The sequence below is a fragment of the Streptomyces sp. NPDC051183 genome, from assembly GCF_040682455.1.
Classification (GTDB): Bacteria; Actinomycetota; Actinomycetes; order Streptomycetales; family Streptomycetaceae; genus Streptomyces.
In genome coordinates this window covers 62,761-79,487 of record NZ_JBFBBA010000016.1, presented here as the reverse complement: position 1 = coordinate 79,487, position 16,727 = coordinate 62,761, and the positions used below count along the sequence as shown (strand labels likewise).

19 protein-coding genes are annotated in these 16,727 nt (G+C 70.4%); 5 read left to right on the top strand and 14 right to left on the bottom strand.

From position 1 onward, the window contains the following. Positions 1 to 357, top strand: a 357-nt coding sequence (locus AB0M99_RS16460; protein WP_365920827.1) for an RICIN domain-containing protein, incomplete at its 5' end; no start/stop codon positions are given. Between the two features lie 103 nt (positions 358 to 460). Here AB0M99_RS16460 and dapD read toward each other — a convergent pair. Both dapD and AB0M99_RS16450 read right to left on the bottom strand, forming a co-directional pair. Next, a complete protein-coding gene (gene dapD, locus AB0M99_RS16455; RefSeq protein WP_365920825.1) occupies positions 461 to 1,441 on the bottom strand; it encodes a 2,3,4,5-tetrahydropyridine-2,6-dicarboxylate N-succinyltransferase in 981 nt (326 codons plus the stop codon). A 9-nt stretch (positions 1,442 to 1,450) separates the two neighbouring features. Next, positions 1,451 to 2,707 (bottom strand): MFS transporter, encoded by a 1,257-nt coding sequence (locus AB0M99_RS16450; RefSeq protein WP_365920823.1) that lies wholly within the window; start codon positions 2,705 to 2,707, stop codon positions 1,451 to 1,453. Positions 2,708 to 2,776: 69 nt separating this feature from the next. Here AB0M99_RS16450 and AB0M99_RS16445 point away from each other — a divergent pair, with 69 nt between their 5' ends. Beyond that, positions 2,777 to 3,652 carry a winged helix-turn-helix transcriptional regulator gene (locus AB0M99_RS16445; RefSeq protein WP_365920821.1) on the top strand — a complete coding sequence of 292 codons (876 nt, stop codon included), beginning with the start codon at positions 2,777 to 2,779 and terminating at the stop codon, positions 3,650 to 3,652. Here the strand turns inward: AB0M99_RS16445 and AB0M99_RS16440 are convergent. The 12 genes from AB0M99_RS16440 to AB0M99_RS16385 form a co-directional block, all read right to left on the bottom strand. Continuing rightward, positions 3,649 to 4,251, bottom strand: a complete 603-nt coding sequence (locus tag AB0M99_RS16440) for a TetR family transcriptional regulator (protein WP_365920819.1) — start codon at positions 4,249 to 4,251, stop codon at positions 3,649 to 3,651. The genes AB0M99_RS16445 and AB0M99_RS16440 overlap by 4 nt on opposite strands. Beyond that, on the bottom strand, positions 4,251 to 4,571 hold the full coding sequence (locus tag AB0M99_RS16435; RefSeq protein WP_365920817.1) for a multidrug efflux SMR transporter: 321 nt from the start codon (positions 4,569 to 4,571) through the stop codon (positions 4,251 to 4,253). Before AB0M99_RS16435 ends, AB0M99_RS16440 begins: the two co-directional genes overlap by 1 nt. A gap of 70 nt (positions 4,572 to 4,641) precedes the next feature. Next, on the bottom strand, positions 4,642 to 6,012 hold the full coding sequence (locus AB0M99_RS16430) for a DUF3616 domain-containing protein (protein ID WP_365920815.1): 1,371 nt from the start codon (positions 6,010 to 6,012) through the stop codon (positions 4,642 to 4,644). A 200-nt stretch (positions 6,013 to 6,212) separates the two neighbouring features. Then, positions 6,213 to 6,557: a metal-sulfur cluster assembly factor gene (locus AB0M99_RS16425; protein ID WP_030388904.1), complete on the bottom strand. Its 345-nt coding sequence runs from the start codon at positions 6,555 to 6,557 to the stop codon at positions 6,213 to 6,215. After that, positions 6,554 to 7,015, bottom strand: coding sequence for a Fe-S cluster assembly sulfur transfer protein SufU (gene sufU, locus AB0M99_RS16420; protein WP_365920813.1), 462 nt, complete (start codon positions 7,013 to 7,015; stop codon positions 6,554 to 6,556). Before sufU ends, AB0M99_RS16425 begins: the two co-directional genes overlap by 4 nt. A gap of 18 nt (positions 7,016 to 7,033) precedes the next feature. After that, positions 7,034 to 8,290, bottom strand: coding sequence for a cysteine desulfurase (locus tag AB0M99_RS16415; RefSeq protein WP_365920811.1), 1,257 nt, complete (start codon positions 8,288 to 8,290; stop codon positions 7,034 to 7,036). Next, positions 8,287 to 9,051 carry a Fe-S cluster assembly ATPase SufC gene (sufC, locus tag AB0M99_RS16410; RefSeq protein WP_053785807.1) on the bottom strand — a complete coding sequence of 255 codons (765 nt, stop codon included), beginning with the start codon at positions 9,049 to 9,051 and terminating at the stop codon, positions 8,287 to 8,289. The genes AB0M99_RS16415 and sufC overlap by 4 nt, the downstream gene beginning before the upstream one ends. A gap of 7 nt (positions 9,052 to 9,058) precedes the next feature. Next, positions 9,059 to 9,376 (bottom strand): bifunctional 3-phenylpropionate/cinnamic acid dioxygenase ferredoxin subunit, encoded by a 318-nt coding sequence (locus tag AB0M99_RS16405; protein WP_365920809.1) that lies wholly within the window; start codon positions 9,374 to 9,376, stop codon positions 9,059 to 9,061. Beyond that, the gene (sufD, locus tag AB0M99_RS16400; RefSeq protein WP_365920807.1) at positions 9,376 to 10,554 is read right to left on the bottom strand and encodes a Fe-S cluster assembly protein SufD; all 1,179 of its coding nucleotides are present in this window, start codon (positions 10,552 to 10,554) and stop codon (positions 9,376 to 9,378) included. Before sufD ends, AB0M99_RS16405 begins: the two co-directional genes overlap by 1 nt. 60 nt (positions 10,555 to 10,614) lie before the next feature. Beyond that, on the bottom strand, positions 10,615 to 12,030 hold the full coding sequence (sufB, locus tag AB0M99_RS16395; protein WP_214930288.1) for a Fe-S cluster assembly protein SufB: 1,416 nt from the start codon (positions 12,028 to 12,030) through the stop codon (positions 10,615 to 10,617). Beyond that, a complete protein-coding gene (locus AB0M99_RS16390) occupies positions 12,027 to 12,767 on the bottom strand; it encodes an ArsR family transcriptional regulator (protein WP_365921003.1) in 741 nt (246 codons plus the stop codon). The genes sufB and AB0M99_RS16390 overlap by 4 nt, the downstream gene beginning before the upstream one ends. A 122-nt stretch (positions 12,768 to 12,889) precedes the next feature. Beyond that, a complete protein-coding gene (locus tag AB0M99_RS16385; protein ID WP_365920804.1) occupies positions 12,890 to 13,681 on the bottom strand; it encodes a formate/nitrite transporter family protein in 792 nt (263 codons plus the stop codon). 134 nt (positions 13,682 to 13,815) lie between these two features. Between AB0M99_RS16385 and AB0M99_RS16380 the strand changes: the two genes are divergently transcribed. From AB0M99_RS16380 to AB0M99_RS16370, 3 genes are all read left to right on the top strand, one after another. Further along, the gene (locus AB0M99_RS16380) at positions 13,816 to 14,742 is read left to right on the top strand and encodes an ABC transporter ATP-binding protein (protein ID WP_365920802.1); all 927 of its coding nucleotides are present in this window, start codon (positions 13,816 to 13,818) and stop codon (positions 14,740 to 14,742) included. Next, a complete protein-coding gene (locus tag AB0M99_RS16375; RefSeq protein WP_365920800.1) occupies positions 14,739 to 15,506 on the top strand; it encodes an ABC transporter permease in 768 nt (255 codons plus the stop codon). Before AB0M99_RS16380 ends, AB0M99_RS16375 begins: the two co-directional genes overlap by 4 nt. Before the next feature lie 82 nt (positions 15,507 to 15,588). Beyond that, on the top strand, positions 15,589 to 16,725 hold the full coding sequence (locus AB0M99_RS16370) for a hypothetical protein (protein WP_365920798.1): 1,137 nt from the start codon (positions 15,589 to 15,591) through the stop codon (positions 16,723 to 16,725). The last annotated feature ends 2 nt before the right edge of the window (positions 16,726 to 16,727 follow it).

Sequence of the window (16,727 nt, the reverse complement as noted above, 5' to 3'; positions counted from 1 at the left end):
CACCCGCTCGTCCAGTTCGACTGCGACACCCACCCCTCACGCCGCTGGAACATCACCAACGGGAACGGCAGCTCCTTCCAGATCGTGAACGTCCAGACCGGCAAGTGCGCCACCGTCGCCGGAGGCAGCACCACCGCCAACAACCACCCGCTCGTCCAGTTCGACTGCGACACCCACCCCTCACGCCGCTGGAACATCACCAACGGGAACGGCAGCTCCTTCCAGATCGTGAACGTCCAAACCGGGAAGTGCGCCACCGTCGCCGGAGGCAGCACCACCGCCAACAACCACCCGCTCGTCCAGTTCGACTGCGACACCCACCCCTCACGCCGCTGGTTCCTGCGGCTCGCGAACTGACCGTCCGGCCGGCCCGGAACGACCGAGCGCCCTCCCCGACGGGAGGGCGCTCAGCGCGACGCGGCGTTGCAGGTGTTGCAGGTGTTGCAGGTGTTGCGGGACGTCAGTTGTGGCTGTGCAGGACCTCGTTCAGGCCACCCCAGGCCGCCTTGTACGGGCGGGCCTCGACGGCGCCGGTGACCGAGTTGCGGCGGAAGAGGATGTTGCTGGCGCCCGAGAGCTCCAGGGCCTTGACGATCTGGCCGTCCGGGAGGGTGACGCGGGTGCCCGCGGTCACGTAGAGGCCGGCCTCCACGACGCACTCGTCGCCCAGCGCGATGCCGACGCCGGCCTCGGCGCCGATCAGGGTGCGCGCGCCGATCGAGATGATCTGCTTGCCGCCGCCCGAGAGGGTGCCCATGGTGGACGCGCCGCCGCCGATGTCGGAGCCGTCGCCGACCACGACGCCCGCCGAGATGCGGCCCTCGACCATGGAGGTGCCGAGGGTGCCGGCGTTGAAGTTGACGAAGCCCTCGTGCATGACGGTGGTGCCCTCGGCGAGGTGCGCACCCAGGCGGACGCGGTCCGCGTCGGCGATGCGGACGCCCTTGGGGGCGACGTAGTCCGTCATCCTCGGGAACTTGTCGATCGAGGTGACCTGGAGGTGCAGGCCCTCGGCGCGCGCGTTGAGGCGTACGGTCTCCACCTGGTCGACCGCGACGGGGCCGAGCGAGGTCCAGGCGACGTTGGTCAGCAGGCCGAAGACGCCGTCCAGGTTCTGGCCGTGCGGCTTGACCAGGCGGTGGCTGAGCAGGTGCAGGCGCAGGTACGCGTCGTGCGCGTCCAGCGGCTTGTCCTCCAGCGAGGCGATGACGGTGCGGACGGCTACGACCTCGACCCCGCGGACCGCGTCCGAGCGGATGGCCTTGGCCGCGGCGGCGCCCAGCAGCTCCACGGCCTTCTCGGCGGTGAGGCGCTCGGTGCCGGCCGGGCCGGCGTCGGCGACCAGCTCGGGGGCGGGGAACCAGGTGTCGAGGACGGTGCCGTCGGCGGTGATGGTGGCAAGTCCGGCGGCGACGGCGCCGGTGGTACGCGTAGCAGTCATATCCGAAACCTAACCGGCGACGGCCTGCGGTTGCGAACCGGTCTCATGTGCCGGTCGCGCGCGTCGCCGCACCCCCCGCGCACCCATGACCAGCACCGTCCCCCCGGCGGCCGCGCCGAGTGCCGCGCACAGCGGCCACAGCAGGCCCGGCGCGGTGTCGTACAGGGCTCCGCCGAGGGGGGCGGCGAGGACGACACCGCTGACGGAGACGCCCGCGTACAGGCTCTGGAACCGGCCGATGGCGTGCTCGGGCGACTCGTCCGCGACGTAGGCGGTGGCGGTGGTCTTGTAGAGGATCTCGCCGAGGGTGAGCAGCACCATCATGGCCGCGGCGGTCACGGCACCCACCCCGAGCATCAGCATCGCGTAGCCGCCGCCCACCAGGACCAGCCCGGTGCCGATGATGTGCAAGGGGGAACGCCGGCGCAGCGCGAGGGCGGCGGGGATCTCCAGGAGCATGATCACACCGCCGTTGATCGCGATGAGCAGTCCGTAGGCGCGGGTGTCCAGACCGTGGTCGGCGAGGAGGACGGGGAAGGTCGTGTAGTGCTGCCGGTAGACGACGTCGATGACGACGATCGCGCCGAGCAGGACGAGTACGGCGGGCCGCGCGCGCAGCTCCGGCCACAGCCTTCCGCGGCCCAGACCCCCGTCCGGGGCCGCGGAAGGAGCGGTGGCCGCCGTGGCCGGGACGACCCGGGCGATCCAGAGGGCGAAGAAGAGGGTGCCGAGGCCGTCCGCGACGAAGAGCCAGTCGTACGAGAGCCCGGTCGCGACGAAGGCCCCGATCGGTGCGCCCACCGCGAAACCGGCGTTGGACAGGAAGCGGGTGACGGCGAAGGCCTGGCGCCGGGAGCCTTCCGGCACGGTGACCGCGACCAGCGCCGAGTTGGCGGCGCGGACCACCCCGGAGGCGTACTGGGCGAGCGGCAGGACGAGGGCCAGCAGGCCGGTGGACACCGCCGGCAGGACGACGAGGGCGGCTCCGCCGAGCGCGGAGGCGGTGACCAGGACCCGGCGGTGCCCGAAGCGGTCGCCGTACCAGCCGCCGGTGAAGTTCCCGGCGACCAGTCCGACGCCGCCGATCCCGACGATCAGGCCCGCCTGGGCTGCGCCGAGCCCGCGCGGGCCGGTCAGGTAGAGGAAGACGAAGACGAACGTGAAGCTGACGACGGCGTTGACGAAGATCCCCGCAGCCAGCAGCCACACGACCCTCGGTACGTCCTTGAACCCCTGCAGCACACCCGTGCCCCCCGCATCCGTCATGAGTTAGTTCCTTTTGGGAACGGACTATGTCAGCATGACAGCCTTGGGTCAACGGACAAAGGAGTTCCCATGGCCCAGCGCACGCATCTCGGCGACGCGGACTGCTCCATCGCGCAGGCCCTCGACGTCGTGGGCGACTGGTGGACGCTGCTGGTCGTGCGCGACGCCGCACGCGGCCTGAACCGCTTCGACGAGCTCCAGCGCGAGCTCGGGGTGTCCCGCAAGGTGCTGGCCGAGCGGCTGAAGATGCTGGTCGAGGCCGGGGTGCTGACGCGCGAGCCGTACCAGGAGCGCCCGGTGCGGCACGAGTACAAGCTGACCCCGCGAGGGCGGGGGCTGCTGCCCGTCCTGGTGGCCCTCCAGGACTGGGGCGACACCTGGGTCCTGGGAGAGGGAGAGATGACGGCAACGACGGAGGAAGCCTCGCGGGAGGCGGTACGGGTGCACGCGCTGCGCGGCACACGGCTGCCGGAGCTGCTCCTGCCGGACCGTTTCGGCGAGCTCCGCGACCCGGTGGCGGACACGCCGTTCACGGTCCTGTACTGCTTCCCGGGCGCGTACGCCCGGGCCGAGTCCTACCCGCCCGGCTGGGCCGGGATCCCCGGCGCCAAGGGCTGCACCTTCGAGTCGTGCACGTACCGGGACCAGCTCGCGGAGTTCACGGCGGCGGGGGCCACGGTGCACGGGGTCTCGACGCAGCGGCCGGACGAGCAGCGGGAGTTCGCGGAGCAGGAGCGGCTGCGGTTCCCGCTCCTGTCGGACGCGGAACTCGCCCTGACGGCGGCGCTGCGGCTGCCGACGTTCCGGGCGGCGGGCGTCAGCCGGCTCAAGCGGCTGACGCTGGTACTGGACCGGGACCGCACGGTCCGCGAGGTGCTGTACCCGATCCAGGACATCGAGGCGAGCGTCACCGCCGCCCTGGCGGCGGTACGGGCGGCGACCTAACCGGCCTGACCCGGACCGACCGGACCGACCGGACCGACCGGCCCGACCGGCCCGACCGGCCCGACCGGCCCCAGCACCCGCCGCAGCACCTCGCCCGCGTACGCCTCGTCGTACGCGGCGTCCGTCAGCAGGACCTGCAGGCTGATGCCGTCCATGACGGCGACGAGCGCGCGCGCCGTCAGCGGGTCGGTCCGCGGGGCCAGGGCCGCCGCCACGGCCTCGCACCACTCCGCCGCCACCGGCCGCAGCGCCGGCCGGCGCAGGGCCGCCAGGTAGAGCTCGTACTCCAGCTCGACCCGGCCCCGGTCTGCCGACAGGAGCTCGCCCAGCAGCCGCGCCAGCGCACCCGCGAGGTCCTCGCCCTCCCGCACGCAGAGGGCGGGGGCGAAGAAGCCCTCGTTCGCCTGCCGCAGCGCCGCGACCAGCAGGTCGTCCAGCGTCTTGAAGTGGTACGTCGTCGAACCCAGCGGAACATCCGCCTCCGCGGCCACGCTCCGATGGCTCAGCCCCGCGATGCCCTTCGTGCCCACCACGCGGATCGCCGCGTCGATGATCCGCTGCCGCCGCTCGGGGTCGTAGCGCCGCGCGCCGGCGGGCATCAGTGCGCCCCGCCCAGGTTAAGCAGCACCACGCCGCCGATCACCAGCGCGATGCCGACGATCTTCGCGGCGGTGGCGGCCTCGCCCATGAACACCATCCCGATGGCGGCGATGGCGGCCGTACCGACGCCCGCCCATATCGCGTACGCCGTACCGACCGACATCGACTTCAGGGTCTGCGCGAGCAGCGAGAAGGCGATCACGTACCCGACCACCGTGCCCAGCGAGGGCCACAGCTTGGTGAAGCTTTCGCTGTACTTCATGGCGGTGGTCCCGGCGACCTCGGCGGCAATGGCTGCGGCAAGCAGTACGTAAGGCATGTGTACGAGTGTACACATGCCTTACGTACACCCGTACACATACCGACGCGCGCCCCCGTGCAGCCACCCCCTAGCCCAGCGTGAACCAGGCGGCGCGGGCCTTCTTCCACTCGGGGTGCGTCAGGTCCTTGGCCTCGGTCCCGTCGCCGTACAGGTCCGCGGACCCGCTGTCCGTGACGAGCTGCACCCGCGCGCCCGCGGCCGACAGGTCGGGCACGTCCACGATGGCCTCCCAGCCGCGCGGGTCGGTCGTCGGCAGGTCGGCCCGCTTGACCGGGGCGTGGCCCGCGACGCCGTCCCACTGGTAGAGGGCGTACGGGTCGGAGTTGTCGTCCGCCGCCCAGGACCCGGCCAGGATCAGGTACTGGTCGGCCGCGTTCTTGCGGATGTCACGGATCGCGAGCCCGCCGAGGTCGAGCTCGATGCCCGCCCCGAAGGCCGCCCTGGCCCCGCTGGAGAGCACCTTGTCGAAGTTGGTCACCGGCACCACCAGCGCCTTGCCCCCCGGTACGGCCGGCGCGAGCGGGGCGCGGAAGCCCAGGTAGGCGGTGGTGGTCGAGCCGGGGGCGAACTCCAGCCCCTCCACGTTGAACCCGTCGATCTGCTTCGGCGCCTCACCGGCCGCCGTGCCCGCCGCGAAACCGTAGCGGTTGCCGTTCGCCACGTCCCAGGCCACCAGGTCGTCGCGGAGCTTCTTGTACGAGCGCCCGTACGCGAGCTGCGCGCCCGATCCGGAGCCGCTCAGCGTGGTGGTGAACACGGTGTTCCGGGGTGCCTTGTACTCGCCGTCCTTGTTGTTGCCGAGCGAGCCCGTCCAGTAGACGGTGTTGCCGATGCGGGTCGCCCCCTCGATGTCCACCTCCTTGCTGACCCCGAGCTGCGAGCTGAAGTCCCAGGTCCGCACCGGCGCGCCCGAGCGGGAACGGTCGTACAGGCGCAGCACGTTGGACTCGTCGTCGGCGACGATCGCGTAGCCGCCGCCCACGGCCACGGCGGCCGAGGAGTCCGAGGCGCCGGTGAGGTAGCGCGCGTCGGCCGGGTTCAGCACCGCGGCCGAAGCCGCGTACGACAGGGTCTTGGTGGCGCTCTTGCCGCCCAGCCCGGTCACCTTGACGGTGAGGCTGGTGTAGCCGCGGCCGCGCGCGGTGACGGCCAGCTGCCGCACCGCACCAGCCCCGGTGACGGTCACGTCGCCCGTACCGGCGACCGAGGCCCTGCTCGACGCGGTGGCGCTGACCGTCAGTGCGGACACGTCGGCTCCGCTCTGCCCCACGGTCACGTTCACCACCGGGTCCCCGACCGCCCCGACGGCGCCGGACAGGTAGGACGCGGACAGGGCGATGGTCGGCGTCCCGTAGGTCACCGCCTGCGCGGGCACGGCCGTGACCGTACCGGCGACGACCAGCGCCGCGATCCCTGCGATACCAAGCTGCTTCTTCATCGGTGTCCCCACGCGTCGAGCCGAGCGCGAACCACGCGTCACGCTGTGACGGCCGTCGAGAAGATTCGGCCACCGCGGCCAACTCCCGGTGCACGTCAATCGTCCGCCGGGCGAACTCGGGGCGCCTCCCGGAGCACCCGCTCCCGGAACGCGCGAAGGGCCCCCGGCAGTGCCGGGGGCCCTTCGGGGAGCGCGGTGGCTCAGACGTTGAAGCCGAGCGCGCGCAGCTGCTCGCGGCCGTCGTCCGTGATCTTGTCCGGGCCCCACGGGGGCATCCAGACCCAGTTGATGCGGAGCTCGTTGACGATGCCGTCCGTCGCCGACTTCGCCTGGTCCTCGATGACGTCCGTCAGCGGGCAGGCCGCCGACGTCAGCGTCATGTCGAGGGTGGCGATGTTCGCGTCGTCGATGTGGATGCCGTAGATCAGGCCCAGGTTGACGACGTCGATGCCCAGCTCGGGGTCGACCACGTCGTAGAGGGCCTCGCGGACCTCTTCCTCGGTGGCCGGCTTGATCGACGCCTCGGGCGTCGCGTTCTCGGTCATGCCGTCTTCCTCTCGGCGTCGCCCAGTGCCTGGGCGGTCGCGTCCTTCCACGCCATCCAGCTCAGCAGAGCACACTTCACCCGCGCGGGATACTTGGAGACACCGGCGAACGCGACCGCGTCCTCCAGCACCTCCTCCATCTCCTCGTCGGGCTCGATCTTGCCCTTGGACTGCATCAGCTCCAGGAACACGGCCTGGATCTTCTGAGCCTCGGCGAGCTCCTTGCCGACGAGCAGCTCGTTCAGTATGGACGCTCCGGCCTGGCTGATGGAGCAGCCCTGGCCTTCGTAGGAGACGTCGGTGAGCGTCTCGCCGTCATACTTCACGCGCAGCGTGATCTCGTCGCCACACGTCGGATTGACGTGGTGCACCTCGGCGTCGCCGTCGCGCAGGCCACGCCCTCGCGGGTGCTTGTAGTGGTCCAGGATCAGTTCCTGGTACATCGATTCCAGCTTCACTGCGCCTCGTCGCCCTCGTTATCCGAAGAAGTTCCGCACGTGCTCCAGCCCGTCGATCAGAGCGTCGACTTCGGCCGGAGAGGAGTACAGATAGAAAGACGCTCGCGTCGTCGCCGGAATTCCGTACCGCAGGCAGACCGGGCGGGCGCAGTGGTGTCCCACGCGGACCGCGATGCCCTGCTCGTCCAGTACCTGGCCGACGTCGTGCGGGTGGATGTCACCGAGCACGAAGGAGATCGCGGCGCCGCGGTCCTCGGCCGTGGTGGGGCCGATGATCCGCAGGTCCGGCACCTCGGAGAGGCGCTTGATCGCGTATTCGGTGATCGCGTGCTCGTGCGCGGCGATCTTGTCCATGCCGATCGCGGTCAGGTAGTCCACGGCCGCACCGAGGCCGACGGCCTGGGCGATCGGGGGCGTACCGGCCTCGAACTTGTGCGGCGCGGGGGCGTAGGTCGAGGCATGCATCGACACGGTCTCGATCATCTCGCCGCCGCCGAGGAACGGAGGCAGGTCCTCCAGAAGCTCCTGGCGGCCCCAGAGGACGCCGATGCCGGTCGGGCCGCACATCTTGTGGCCGGTGAAGGCCACGAAGTCGGCGCCGAGCGCCTGCACGTCCAGCGGCATGTGCGGAGCGGCCTGGGAGGCGTCGATCAGCACCAGCGCGCCGACGTCCTGGGCGCGCCGGACGATCGCGTCGACCGGGTTGACCGTGCCCATGATGTTGGAGACCAGGGTGAAGGAGACGATCTTCGTCTTCTCCGTGATGACCTCTTCGATGTTGGACAGGTCGAGCCGGCCGTCGTCGGTCAGGCCGAACCACTTCAGCTTCGCGCCGGTGCGCTGCGCGAGCAGCTGCCACGGCACGATGTTGGAGTGGTGCTCCATCTCCGTGATGGCGATCTCGGTCTCGCGGTCGACCCGGTAGGGCTCGTCCGCCCAGCCGAGCATGTTCGCGACCAGGTTGAGCGACTCCGAGGCGTTCTTGGTGAAGATCACCTCGTCGCGGCTCGGTGCGTTGATGAAGGCGGCGACCTTGTCGCGAGCACCCTCGTACAGCGCCGTGGCCTCCTCGGCGAGCACGTGCACGCCGCGGTGGACGTTGGCGTTGTGCTGCTCGTAGTACTCGTTCAGCGCGTCGAGCACCTGGCGCGGCTTCTGCGAAGTCGCCGCGTTGTCCAGGTAAACGATCTTCTTCCCGTCGTGGACCACACGATCCAGCAGGGGGAAGTCCTTGCGGATCGCCTCGATGTCGAGGAGGCCAGGCAGCTGTGTCACGCGGTTGCGCCACCCTTCACGTACTTGTCGTAGCCCTCGGCCTCCAGCTGGTCGGCGAGCTCGGCGCCACCGGACTCGGCGATGCGGCCGTTCGCGAACACGTGCACGAAGTCGGGCTTGATGTAGCGCAGGATGCGCGTGTAGTGGGTGATCAGCAGGGTGCCGACCTCACCGGTCTCGCGGACGCGGTTGACGCCCTCGGAGACGATGCGCAGGGCGTCGACGTCCAGGCCGGAGTCGGTCTCGTCGAGGATCGCGATCTTCGGCTTGAGGAGCTCCAGCTGGAGGATCTCGTGGCGCTTCTTCTCGCCGCCGGAGAAGCCCTCGTTGACGTTGCGCTCGGCGAAGGCCGGGTCCATCTGGAGCTGCTCCATGGCGGACTTGACCTCCTTCACCCAGGTACGCAGCTTCGGCGCCTCACCGCGGATGGCGGTGGCCGAGGTGCGCAGGAAGTTGGAGACCGAGACGCCGGGGACCTCGACCGGGTACTGCATGGCGAGGAAGACGCCGGCGCGGGCGCGCTCGTCGACGGACATCTCGAGGACGTCTTCGCCGTCGAGGGTCACGGTGCCACCGGTGATGGTGTACTTCGGGTGACCGGCGAGCGAGTACGCCAGGGTGGACTTGCCGGAGCCGTTCGGACCCATGATGGCGTGCGTCTCACCCTGCTTGACGGTGAGGTCGACGCCCTTGAGGATCTCGCGGGCACCGTTTTCCGCCTCGACGGAGACGTGCAGGTCGTGGATTTCAAGCGTTGCCATGGATACCTCAGGACTCCTGGGTGAGGGAGACGAGCACGTCGTCCCCTTCGATCTTTACGGGGTATACGGATACGGGGCGCGTCGCGGGCAGACTGGACGGCTTGCCGGTGCGCAGGTCGAAGGACGACCCGTGCAGCCAGCACTCGATCATGCAGTCCTCGACCTCGCCCTCCGAGAGCGAGACGTTCGCGTGCGAGCAGATGTCGTTGATCGCGAACACCTCGCCCTCGGTGGAGACGATGGACACCGGCGTGCCGTCGAGTTCCACCCGCTTGGGGGTGTTCTCCTCCAGCTCGCTCAGCGCACAGGCCTTGAGGTAAGTCATCAGACGGACGCCTCGAGCTCGACCTCGATCTTCGCGAGAAGGCGCTCCTCGATGTCCTGGACACCGATCTGCTGGACGAGCTCGGCGAAGAAGCCGCGCACGACCAGACGGCGGGCCTCGTCGGCCGGGATGCCGCGGGCCTGGAGGTAGAAGAGCTGCTCGTCGTCGAAGCGGCCGGTCGCCGAGGCGTGGCCGGCGCCGACGATCTCGCCGGTCTCGATCTCCAGGTTCGGCACCGAGTCGACCCGCGCACCGTCCGTGAGGACGAGGTTGCGGTTCATCTCGTAGGTGTCGGTGCCCTCGGCGGTCTTCTCGATCAGCACGTCGCCGATCCAGACGGCGTGGGCGTCCTGGCCCTGGAGCGCGCCCTTGTAGACCACGTGCGACTTGCAGTGCGGGGCGCTGTGGTCGACCAGGAGGCGGTGCTCCTGGTGCTGGCCGGCGTCGGTGAAGTACAGGCCGAGGAGCTCGGCCTCGCCGCCGGGGCCGGCGTAGGCGACCCGCGGGTGCAGGCGTACGACGTCGCCGCCGAAGGTGACCACGATCGACTTGAAGGTCGCGTCGCGGCCGACCAGCGCGTTGTGCTGGGAGCAGTGGACGGCGGTGTCGTCCCAGTCCTGCACGGACACGACGGTGAGCTTGGCGCCGTCGCCGACGAGGAAGTCGACGTTGGCGGCGCGCACGCCGTCACCGGTGTGGTCGATGACGATGACCGCCTCGGCGAAGGCCTGTACGTCGAAGACCGTGTGGCCGAAGGTGGTGCCGCCCTCGCCGTGCAGGGAGACGCGGACCGGCTCGGTCAGGACGGCCTCCTTGGGCACGGTCACGACCGTGGCCTTGGCGAAGGACGAGAACGCCTGTGCGGCGACCCGGTCCACCGGGGTGCCGGCCTTGCCGATGCGCGCGTCGCCGCGCTCGACGGACTCGATCGTCACGCCCTCGGGCGCGTCGATCTGGGCCTTCATGGTGCCGTTGGCGACCGCGGTGCCGTCGTGGAGACCACGCAGGCGCGCCAGCGGAGTGAAACGCCACTCCTCCTCGCGGCCGTGGGGCACGGGGAAGTCCGCCACGTCGAAGGACGGGGGGGCGCTCATCCGGGTGGCGACGGTGGACTCGGCGGCCACCGCGATCGCGCCGGCAGTGGTCGAACCCGCCGGAATGTTCTGAGCCTCAGCCATGGCTGTCTTCGTGCTCTCTTCCTACGTCAAAGAATGTCTGCGGAAATCGGGCGGTCGGGGTCAGCCGACCGAACCCTCCATCTGCAGCTCGATCAGCCGGTTCAGCTCCAGCGCGTACTCCATCGGCAGCTCACGCGCGATCGGCTCGACGAAGCCGCGCACGATCATCGCCATGGCCTCGAACTCCGTCAGACCGCGACTCATCAGGTAGAAGAGCTGGTCGTCGGAGACCTTGGAGACGGTCGCCTCGTGGCCCATGGACACGTCGTCCTCGCGGACGTCCACGTAGGGGTACGTGTCCGAGCGGGAGATGGTGTCGACCAGGAGCGCGTCGCACAGCACGTTGGACTTCGAGCCGTGGGCGCCCTCGCCGATCTCGACCAGGCCTCGGTACGAGGTGCGGCCGCCGCCCCGGGCCACCGACTTGGAGACGATGTTCGAGGAGGTGTTCGGCGCCATGTGGACCATCTTGGATCCGGCGTCCTGGTGCTGGCCCTCGCCCGCGAAGGCGATGGACAGGGTCTCGCCCTTGGCGTGCTCGCCCATCAGGTAGACGGCCGGGTACTTCATGGTGACCTTGGAACCGATGTTGCCGTCGATCCACTCCATGGTCGCGCCCTCGTACGCCACGGCGCGCTTGGTGACCAGGTTGTAGACGTTGTTCGACCAGTTCTGGATCGTCGTGTAGCGGCAGCGGCCGCCCTTCTTCACGATGATCTCGACCACGGCGCTGTGCAGCGAGTCCGAGGAGTAGATCGGGGCGGTGCAGCCCTCGACGTAGTGGACGTAGGCGTCCTCGTCGACGATGATCAGCGTCCGCTCGAACTGGCCCATGTTCTCCGTGTTGATGCGGAAGTAGGCCTGGAGCGGGATGTCGACCTTGACGCCCTTGGGCACGTAGATGAACGAGCCGCCCGACCACACGGCGGTGTTCAGGGACGCGAACTTGTTGTCGCCGACCGGGATGACCGTGCCGAAGTACTCCTGGAAGAGCTCCGGGTGCTCCTTGAGCGCGGTGTCCGTGTCGAGGAAGATCACGCCCTGCTCCTCCAGGTCCTCGCGGATCTGGTGGTAGACGACCTCGGACTCGTACTGGGCCGCGACACCGGCGACGAGGCGCTGCTTCTCCGCCTCCGGGATGCCGAGCTTGTCGTACGTGTTCTTGATGTCCTCGGGCAGGTCCTCCCAGGAAGCGGCCTGCTTCTCGGTGGAGCGCACGAAGTACTTGATGTTGTCGAAGTCGATGCCCGAGAGGTCGGAGCCCCAGTTCGGCATGGGCTTCTTGTCGAACAGCTTGAGACCCTTGAGGCGGAGCTTCAGCATCCACTCCGGCTCGGACTTCTTCGCCGAGATGTCGCGGACGACGTCCTCGGACAGACCCCGCTTGGCAGCCGCTCCGGCCGCGTCGGAGTCGGCCCAGCCGTATTCGTAGGTGCCCAGGCCATCGAGCTCAGGGTGAGCAGTCTCCGTGGTCATGCGGGGTTCCTCCCGGCCGTACTTGCAGATACTGATGTGTCGGTCTGTGTGGCGTTCGCGCTGCGCGGGATGAACGTCGTGCACACCCCGTCGCCGTGGGCGATCGTCGCGAGTCGCTGCACATGCGTCCCGAGCAGGCGGGAGAAGACCTCGGTCTCCGCCTCGCAGAGCTGCGGGAACTGCTCGGCGACATGTGCGACCGGGCAGTGGTGCTGGCAGAGCTGTTCACCGCTGTGCGGACCGGGAGCGCTCTTCGCCGTAGCAGCGTACCCGTCCGCGGTCAACGCCTTGGCAAGGGCCTCGGTGCGGTCCGCGGGGGCTGCTGCCTCCACGGCTTCCCGGTAGGTCTTCGCCTGCGTCTCCATCCGGGCCCTGGCGAAGGCGGCGACGGCCGCCTCCCCCTGCTCCCCGCCGCCGACGGACTGCGCGATCCAGCGCAGGGCGTCCGCGGCGAGCGTGTCGTAGGACTGGTCGAAGGCGTCGCGGCCGCAGTCGGTGAGCGCGAAGACCTTGGCGGGCCGGCCCCGGGTGCGCGCACCGTACACACGCTGCTCACGGGGTGCGACCACGTCGTCGGCGACGAGCGTGTCGAGGTGGCGGCGGACGGCGGCCTGGGTGAGGCCGAGGCGCTTCGCGAGGTCGGCGACGGTGGACGGACCGTGGTCCAGGATGGACCGCGCGACCCGGTTGCGGGTTGACCGCTCCCCGGTCGCGAGCTCCCCCTGGGGGGTCTCGATCTGCCGTTCGCCGTATTTCACAACGCCATTGTTGCGTAATTAGTCGAGCTCCGACAAGCCGTGATGGAGGCCACTCCTGGTGGCCTCCATCACTAAGGGTTACCTAATCTATCCACGGAGAGTTAAGCGGAAGTCGACTCTCCGCATTCTCTCCGGGCCCCGCCGGTGAACCAATAAACGGCTCCCACCAGCAATCCCCCGCCCACGACGTTCCCCGGCACGGTAAACATCAGATTTCGGAAAAGATCACTGAACCCGGCTGAGCCGTCCAGGATCGCGAGGCTGAAAAGAGCCATGTTCGCGACACAGTGTTCGAATCCCACGGCGACGAAAACGGCCACCGGCAGCCACAGCACGAAGATTTTCGCCGCGTCCCCGCGGGCCCTGCTGAACATCCAGATGGCCAGGCAGACGAGCATGTTGCAGAGCACCGCGCGCCAGAACAGCTGTCCCCCGCCGAGCGCGATCTTCCCGTGCACCATCTCGGTGAGCATGGCCCGCGCGGAGGGCGAGGAGGTCACCCCGGAGGCGTGCACCATCGCGGCGAAGCCGAATGCGCCGATCAGGTTGCCGGTCAGCGACAGCGCCCAGGACAGGACCAGGTCCCGCACCCCCGTCCGCCCCGACAGGGCGCCGACCAGCATCACCATCACGTTGCTCGTGAAGAGCTGGGCACCGGCGAACATCACGATGGTCAGCGCCACGGGGAAGACCGCGCCCTCCAGCAGCTTCACCGCCGGCGACCCCTTCGCCACGAAGGGCGATACCGCCACCAGCAGCAGCACCTCGCCGACCGCGATGTACGCACCCGCGAGCGCGGCCGACACCAGATAGCGCGGCGGATGCCCGAGGTCGTGGGCCTTGTGCTCGGCCTGCCCCGAGGTGGCTTCGACGTTCTGCGCGATGCTGTTCACCGTTCAACGCTAGGGTCGCGCGCCCGCCCGCAGCGGCACGAAAAGGTCATGAATGCTCGGGTCCCCGACCCCCCGGGGGCAGGACCTAAGACCCCTCTCCGGACACCCCGCCCGGCTCCGTAGACTCACCCTTCATGAGCAACGACCCCGCCGTGGAGATCCGCGGACTGGTGAAGCGGTACGGCCCCAAGACAGCGGTGGACGGCCTGGACCTCACCGTCCGCAGGGGCTCCGTCACCGCGGTCCTAGGTCCCAACGGCGCGGGCAAGACGACCACTGTGGAAACCTGCGAGGGCTACCGCCGCCCCGACGCCGGAACCGTCCGCGTCCTCGGCCTCGACCCCTTCGCGCAGGCCGAGGCCCTGCGCCCCCGCGTCGGTGTGATGCTCCAGTCCGGCGGCGTCTACTCCGGCGCCCGGGCCGTCGAGATGCTGCGCCACATGGCCAAGCTGTACGCCGACCCCCTCGACGTCGGCACCCTGGTGGACCGCCTCGGCCTCGGCGGCTGCGGCCGCACCGCCTACCGCCGGCTCTCCGGCGGCCAGCAGCAGCGCCTGGCCCTCGCCATGGCCGTCGTGGGCCGCCCCGAGCTGGTCTTCCTGGACGAGCCGACCGCCGGGCTGGACCCGCAGGCCCGCCGCGCGACCTGGGACCTCGTACGGGAACTGCGCGCCGACGGGGTCACCGTCGTACTCACCACCCACCACATGGACGAGGCCGAACAGCTCGCGGACGAGGTCGCCATCGTCGACACCGGCCGGGTCATCGCCCACGGCACCCCCGAGCAGCTGTGCCGGGGCGGCGCCGAGAACACCCTGCGCTTCACCGGCCGCCCCTCCCTCGACCTCGCCTCGCTGCTCAAGGCACTGCCCGACGGCACCCAGGCCGCCGAGCTGACCCCGGGCACCTACCGGGTCACCGGCGACGTGGACCCGCAGCTGCTGGCCACCGTCGCCTCCTGGTGCGCGCAGCACGGCGTGATGCCCGACAGCCTCTCCGTCGAGCGGCACACCCTCGAAGACGTCTTCCTGGAACTGACCGGTAAGGAGCTGCGCGCATGAGCGCCGGTACGTTCACCCCCCGCCCGGGGGCCGCGCCCGTGTCCCGGATGATCCTCGCGCAGACGGCGCTGGAGACCCGGATGCTGCTGCGCAACGGGGAGCAGCTGCTGCTGACCGTGATCATCCCGGCGCTGCTGCTGACGCTGTTCTCGGCGGTCGACATCATCGACACCGGCAGCGGGAAGTCCGTCGACTTCCTCGCCCCGGGCATCCTGGCGCTGGCCGTGATGTCCACCGCCTTCACCGGCCAGGCCATCGCCACCGGCTTCGACCGCCGCTACGGCGTGCTCAAGCGGCTCGGGGCCTCGCCGCTGCCGCGCTGGGCGCTGATGGCTGCCAAGACCCTGTCCGTGCTGGTCACCGAGGTGCTGCAGATCGCGCTGCTGACGGCGATCGCCTTCGCCCTGGGCTGGTCCCCGCACGGCGACCCGCTGTCGGTGGCCGTTCTGGTCCTGCTCGGCACCGCCGCGTTCTCCGGCCTCGGGCTGCTGATGGCGGGCACCCTGCGGGCCGAGGCGACCCTGGCAGCCGCCAATCTGGTCTTCCTGCTGCTGCTGGTCGGCGGAGGGGTGATCGTGCCGATGGAGAAGTTCCCCGGCGCGGTGCAGTCCGTCCTCGGCCTGCTGCCCATCTCGGCCCTGTCCGACGGGCTGCGCGACGTTCTCCAGCACGGCGCCGCGCTGCCGTGGGGCGACGCGGCCGTGCTGGCCGGCTGGTCCGTACTCGGTCTGGGCGCGGCCGCGCGGTTCTTCCGCTGGGAGTGAATCCCTTCCCCTGGGCTTGACGTTGCGAGGAGGATGGTCGCCTCTCCACACGACAGCGCACCACAGACGCCGGGGGGCGGGCATGGCGCAGCGGGAGGCCGTTCTGCGGCTGGACGAGCAGTGGGCACGGATCCGGTCGGGCGCCGCGCACGCGGAGCCCGCGGAGGCCGACGCGCTGCTGGGGGAGCTGATCGGCGCCCTGCGCGAGCCGGCCCGTACGGACGCGGAGTGCGCGGCCCGGCTCGGGCTGCGCCTGGGCGACCTGGCGGCCCGCCGCTTCGCCGGCGGCGACCGGGGCGGGGCCCTGGCGGCGATCGAGGAGGGCCTGAGGTTCTCCCAGCAGGCGGCCGGGCACGCCCCGGAGTACGCGCGCTGGTACGCCCGGGGGCTCATCAACCAGGGGGTCTGGCTGTCCTGGCCGCTCAGCGACGGGGAGCGGCTGCCCCGCCACCCCCTCGGCCCCGGTTCCGAGAACGGCCCCAGCGCCATGGAGCGGGCGGCGGGCGAGCGCGCCCGCGACCTGACCCGCGGTGCGGTCGGCGTCTGGGCCTCCCTGGACCAGGAGGACCCGGTCAACCAGCGGGGGCTCGCGCAGGCGAAGGTCTTCCTCGGCGACCGGCTCGCGGAGCTGGGTCTCGCCGAGGACGCGGTGGCGTGGGCCGTGGACGCCGAGGGCCACTTCCGGCGGCTGCTGCTCGCGGATCCGGGCTCCGAGGAGTCCCAGGAGGCCGAGGAGGCCCTGGACCACATCGGCCGCCAGCTCGAACTGCGGCTGCGCTTCCTGTCCTTCGACTCCCTGGTCAGTCTGCGCACCCGGGGCCTGCTGCCCGAACGGCTGCTGCCCCAGGCCGTGGTGGCCGCCCGGATCCAGGGGGCCGAGGAGTCCGAGATCGCGGTCCGGCTGCACCTGGACGGCGACCAGGTGCGCACGATGCTGGAGGTCACCCCCTGGATCGCGGTGTGGCGCATCGAGGTGCGGGGCCCTGACGGACTGTGGAACGTACAGGACCACCCTTGGCACAGCGGTGCAGAGGTGAGGAACCGGACGGCTGGGGAGATAGGGGCCGAATTGGTACGGGGCTTCACGGCGTCGGCCGACTACCCGGGCGACAGCGGCCTTTGGCGCGTCCGCGTCTGGTGGCACGCCGAAGGCGACCCCGCCGGGGCCAGGTTCCGCCTGGTCGTCGGGCCGGACGCACCGGCGGCCACCCCCTCGTGAAA

Coding starts and splice junctions, on each gene's coding strand:
- dapD (WP_365920825.1), bottom strand. CDS start 1,441: ATGACTGCTACGCGTACCACCGGCGCCGTCGCCGCCGGACTTGCCACC.
- AB0M99_RS16450 (WP_365920823.1), bottom strand. CDS start 2,707: ATGACGGATGCGGGGGGCACGGGTGTGCTGCAGGGGTTCAAGGACGTA.
- AB0M99_RS16445 (WP_365920821.1), top strand. CDS start 2,777: ATGGCCCAGCGCACGCATCTCGGCGACGCGGACTGCTCCATCGCGCAG.
- AB0M99_RS16440 (WP_365920819.1), bottom strand. CDS start 4,251: ATGCCCGCCGGCGCGCGGCGCTACGACCCCGAGCGGCGGCAGCGGATC.
- AB0M99_RS16435 (WP_365920817.1), bottom strand. CDS start 4,571: ATGCCTTACGTACTGCTTGCCGCAGCCATTGCCGCCGAGGTCGCCGGG.
- AB0M99_RS16430 (WP_365920815.1), bottom strand. CDS start 6,012: ATGAAGAAGCAGCTTGGTATCGCAGGGATCGCGGCGCTGGTCGTCGCC.
- AB0M99_RS16425 (WP_030388904.1), bottom strand. CDS start 6,557: ATGACCGAGAACGCGACGCCCGAGGCGTCGATCAAGCCGGCCACCGAG.
- sufC (WP_053785807.1), bottom strand. CDS start 9,051: ATGGCAACGCTTGAAATCCACGACCTGCACGTCTCCGTCGAGGCGGAA.
- AB0M99_RS16405 (WP_365920809.1), bottom strand. CDS start 9,376: ATGACTTACCTCAAGGCCTGTGCGCTGAGCGAGCTGGAGGAGAACACC.
- sufD (WP_365920807.1), bottom strand. CDS start 10,554: ATGGCTGAGGCTCAGAACATTCCGGCGGGTTCGACCACTGCCGGCGCG.
- sufB (WP_214930288.1), bottom strand. CDS start 12,030: ATGACCACGGAGACTGCTCACCCTGAGCTCGATGGCCTGGGCACCTAC.
- AB0M99_RS16380 (WP_365920802.1), top strand. CDS start 13,816: ATGAGCAACGACCCCGCCGTGGAGATCCGCGGACTGGTGAAGCGGTAC.
- AB0M99_RS16375 (WP_365920800.1), top strand. CDS start 14,739: ATGAGCGCCGGTACGTTCACCCCCCGCCCGGGGGCCGCGCCCGTGTCC.
- AB0M99_RS16370 (WP_365920798.1), top strand. CDS start 15,589: ATGGCGCAGCGGGAGGCCGTTCTGCGGCTGGACGAGCAGTGGGCACGG.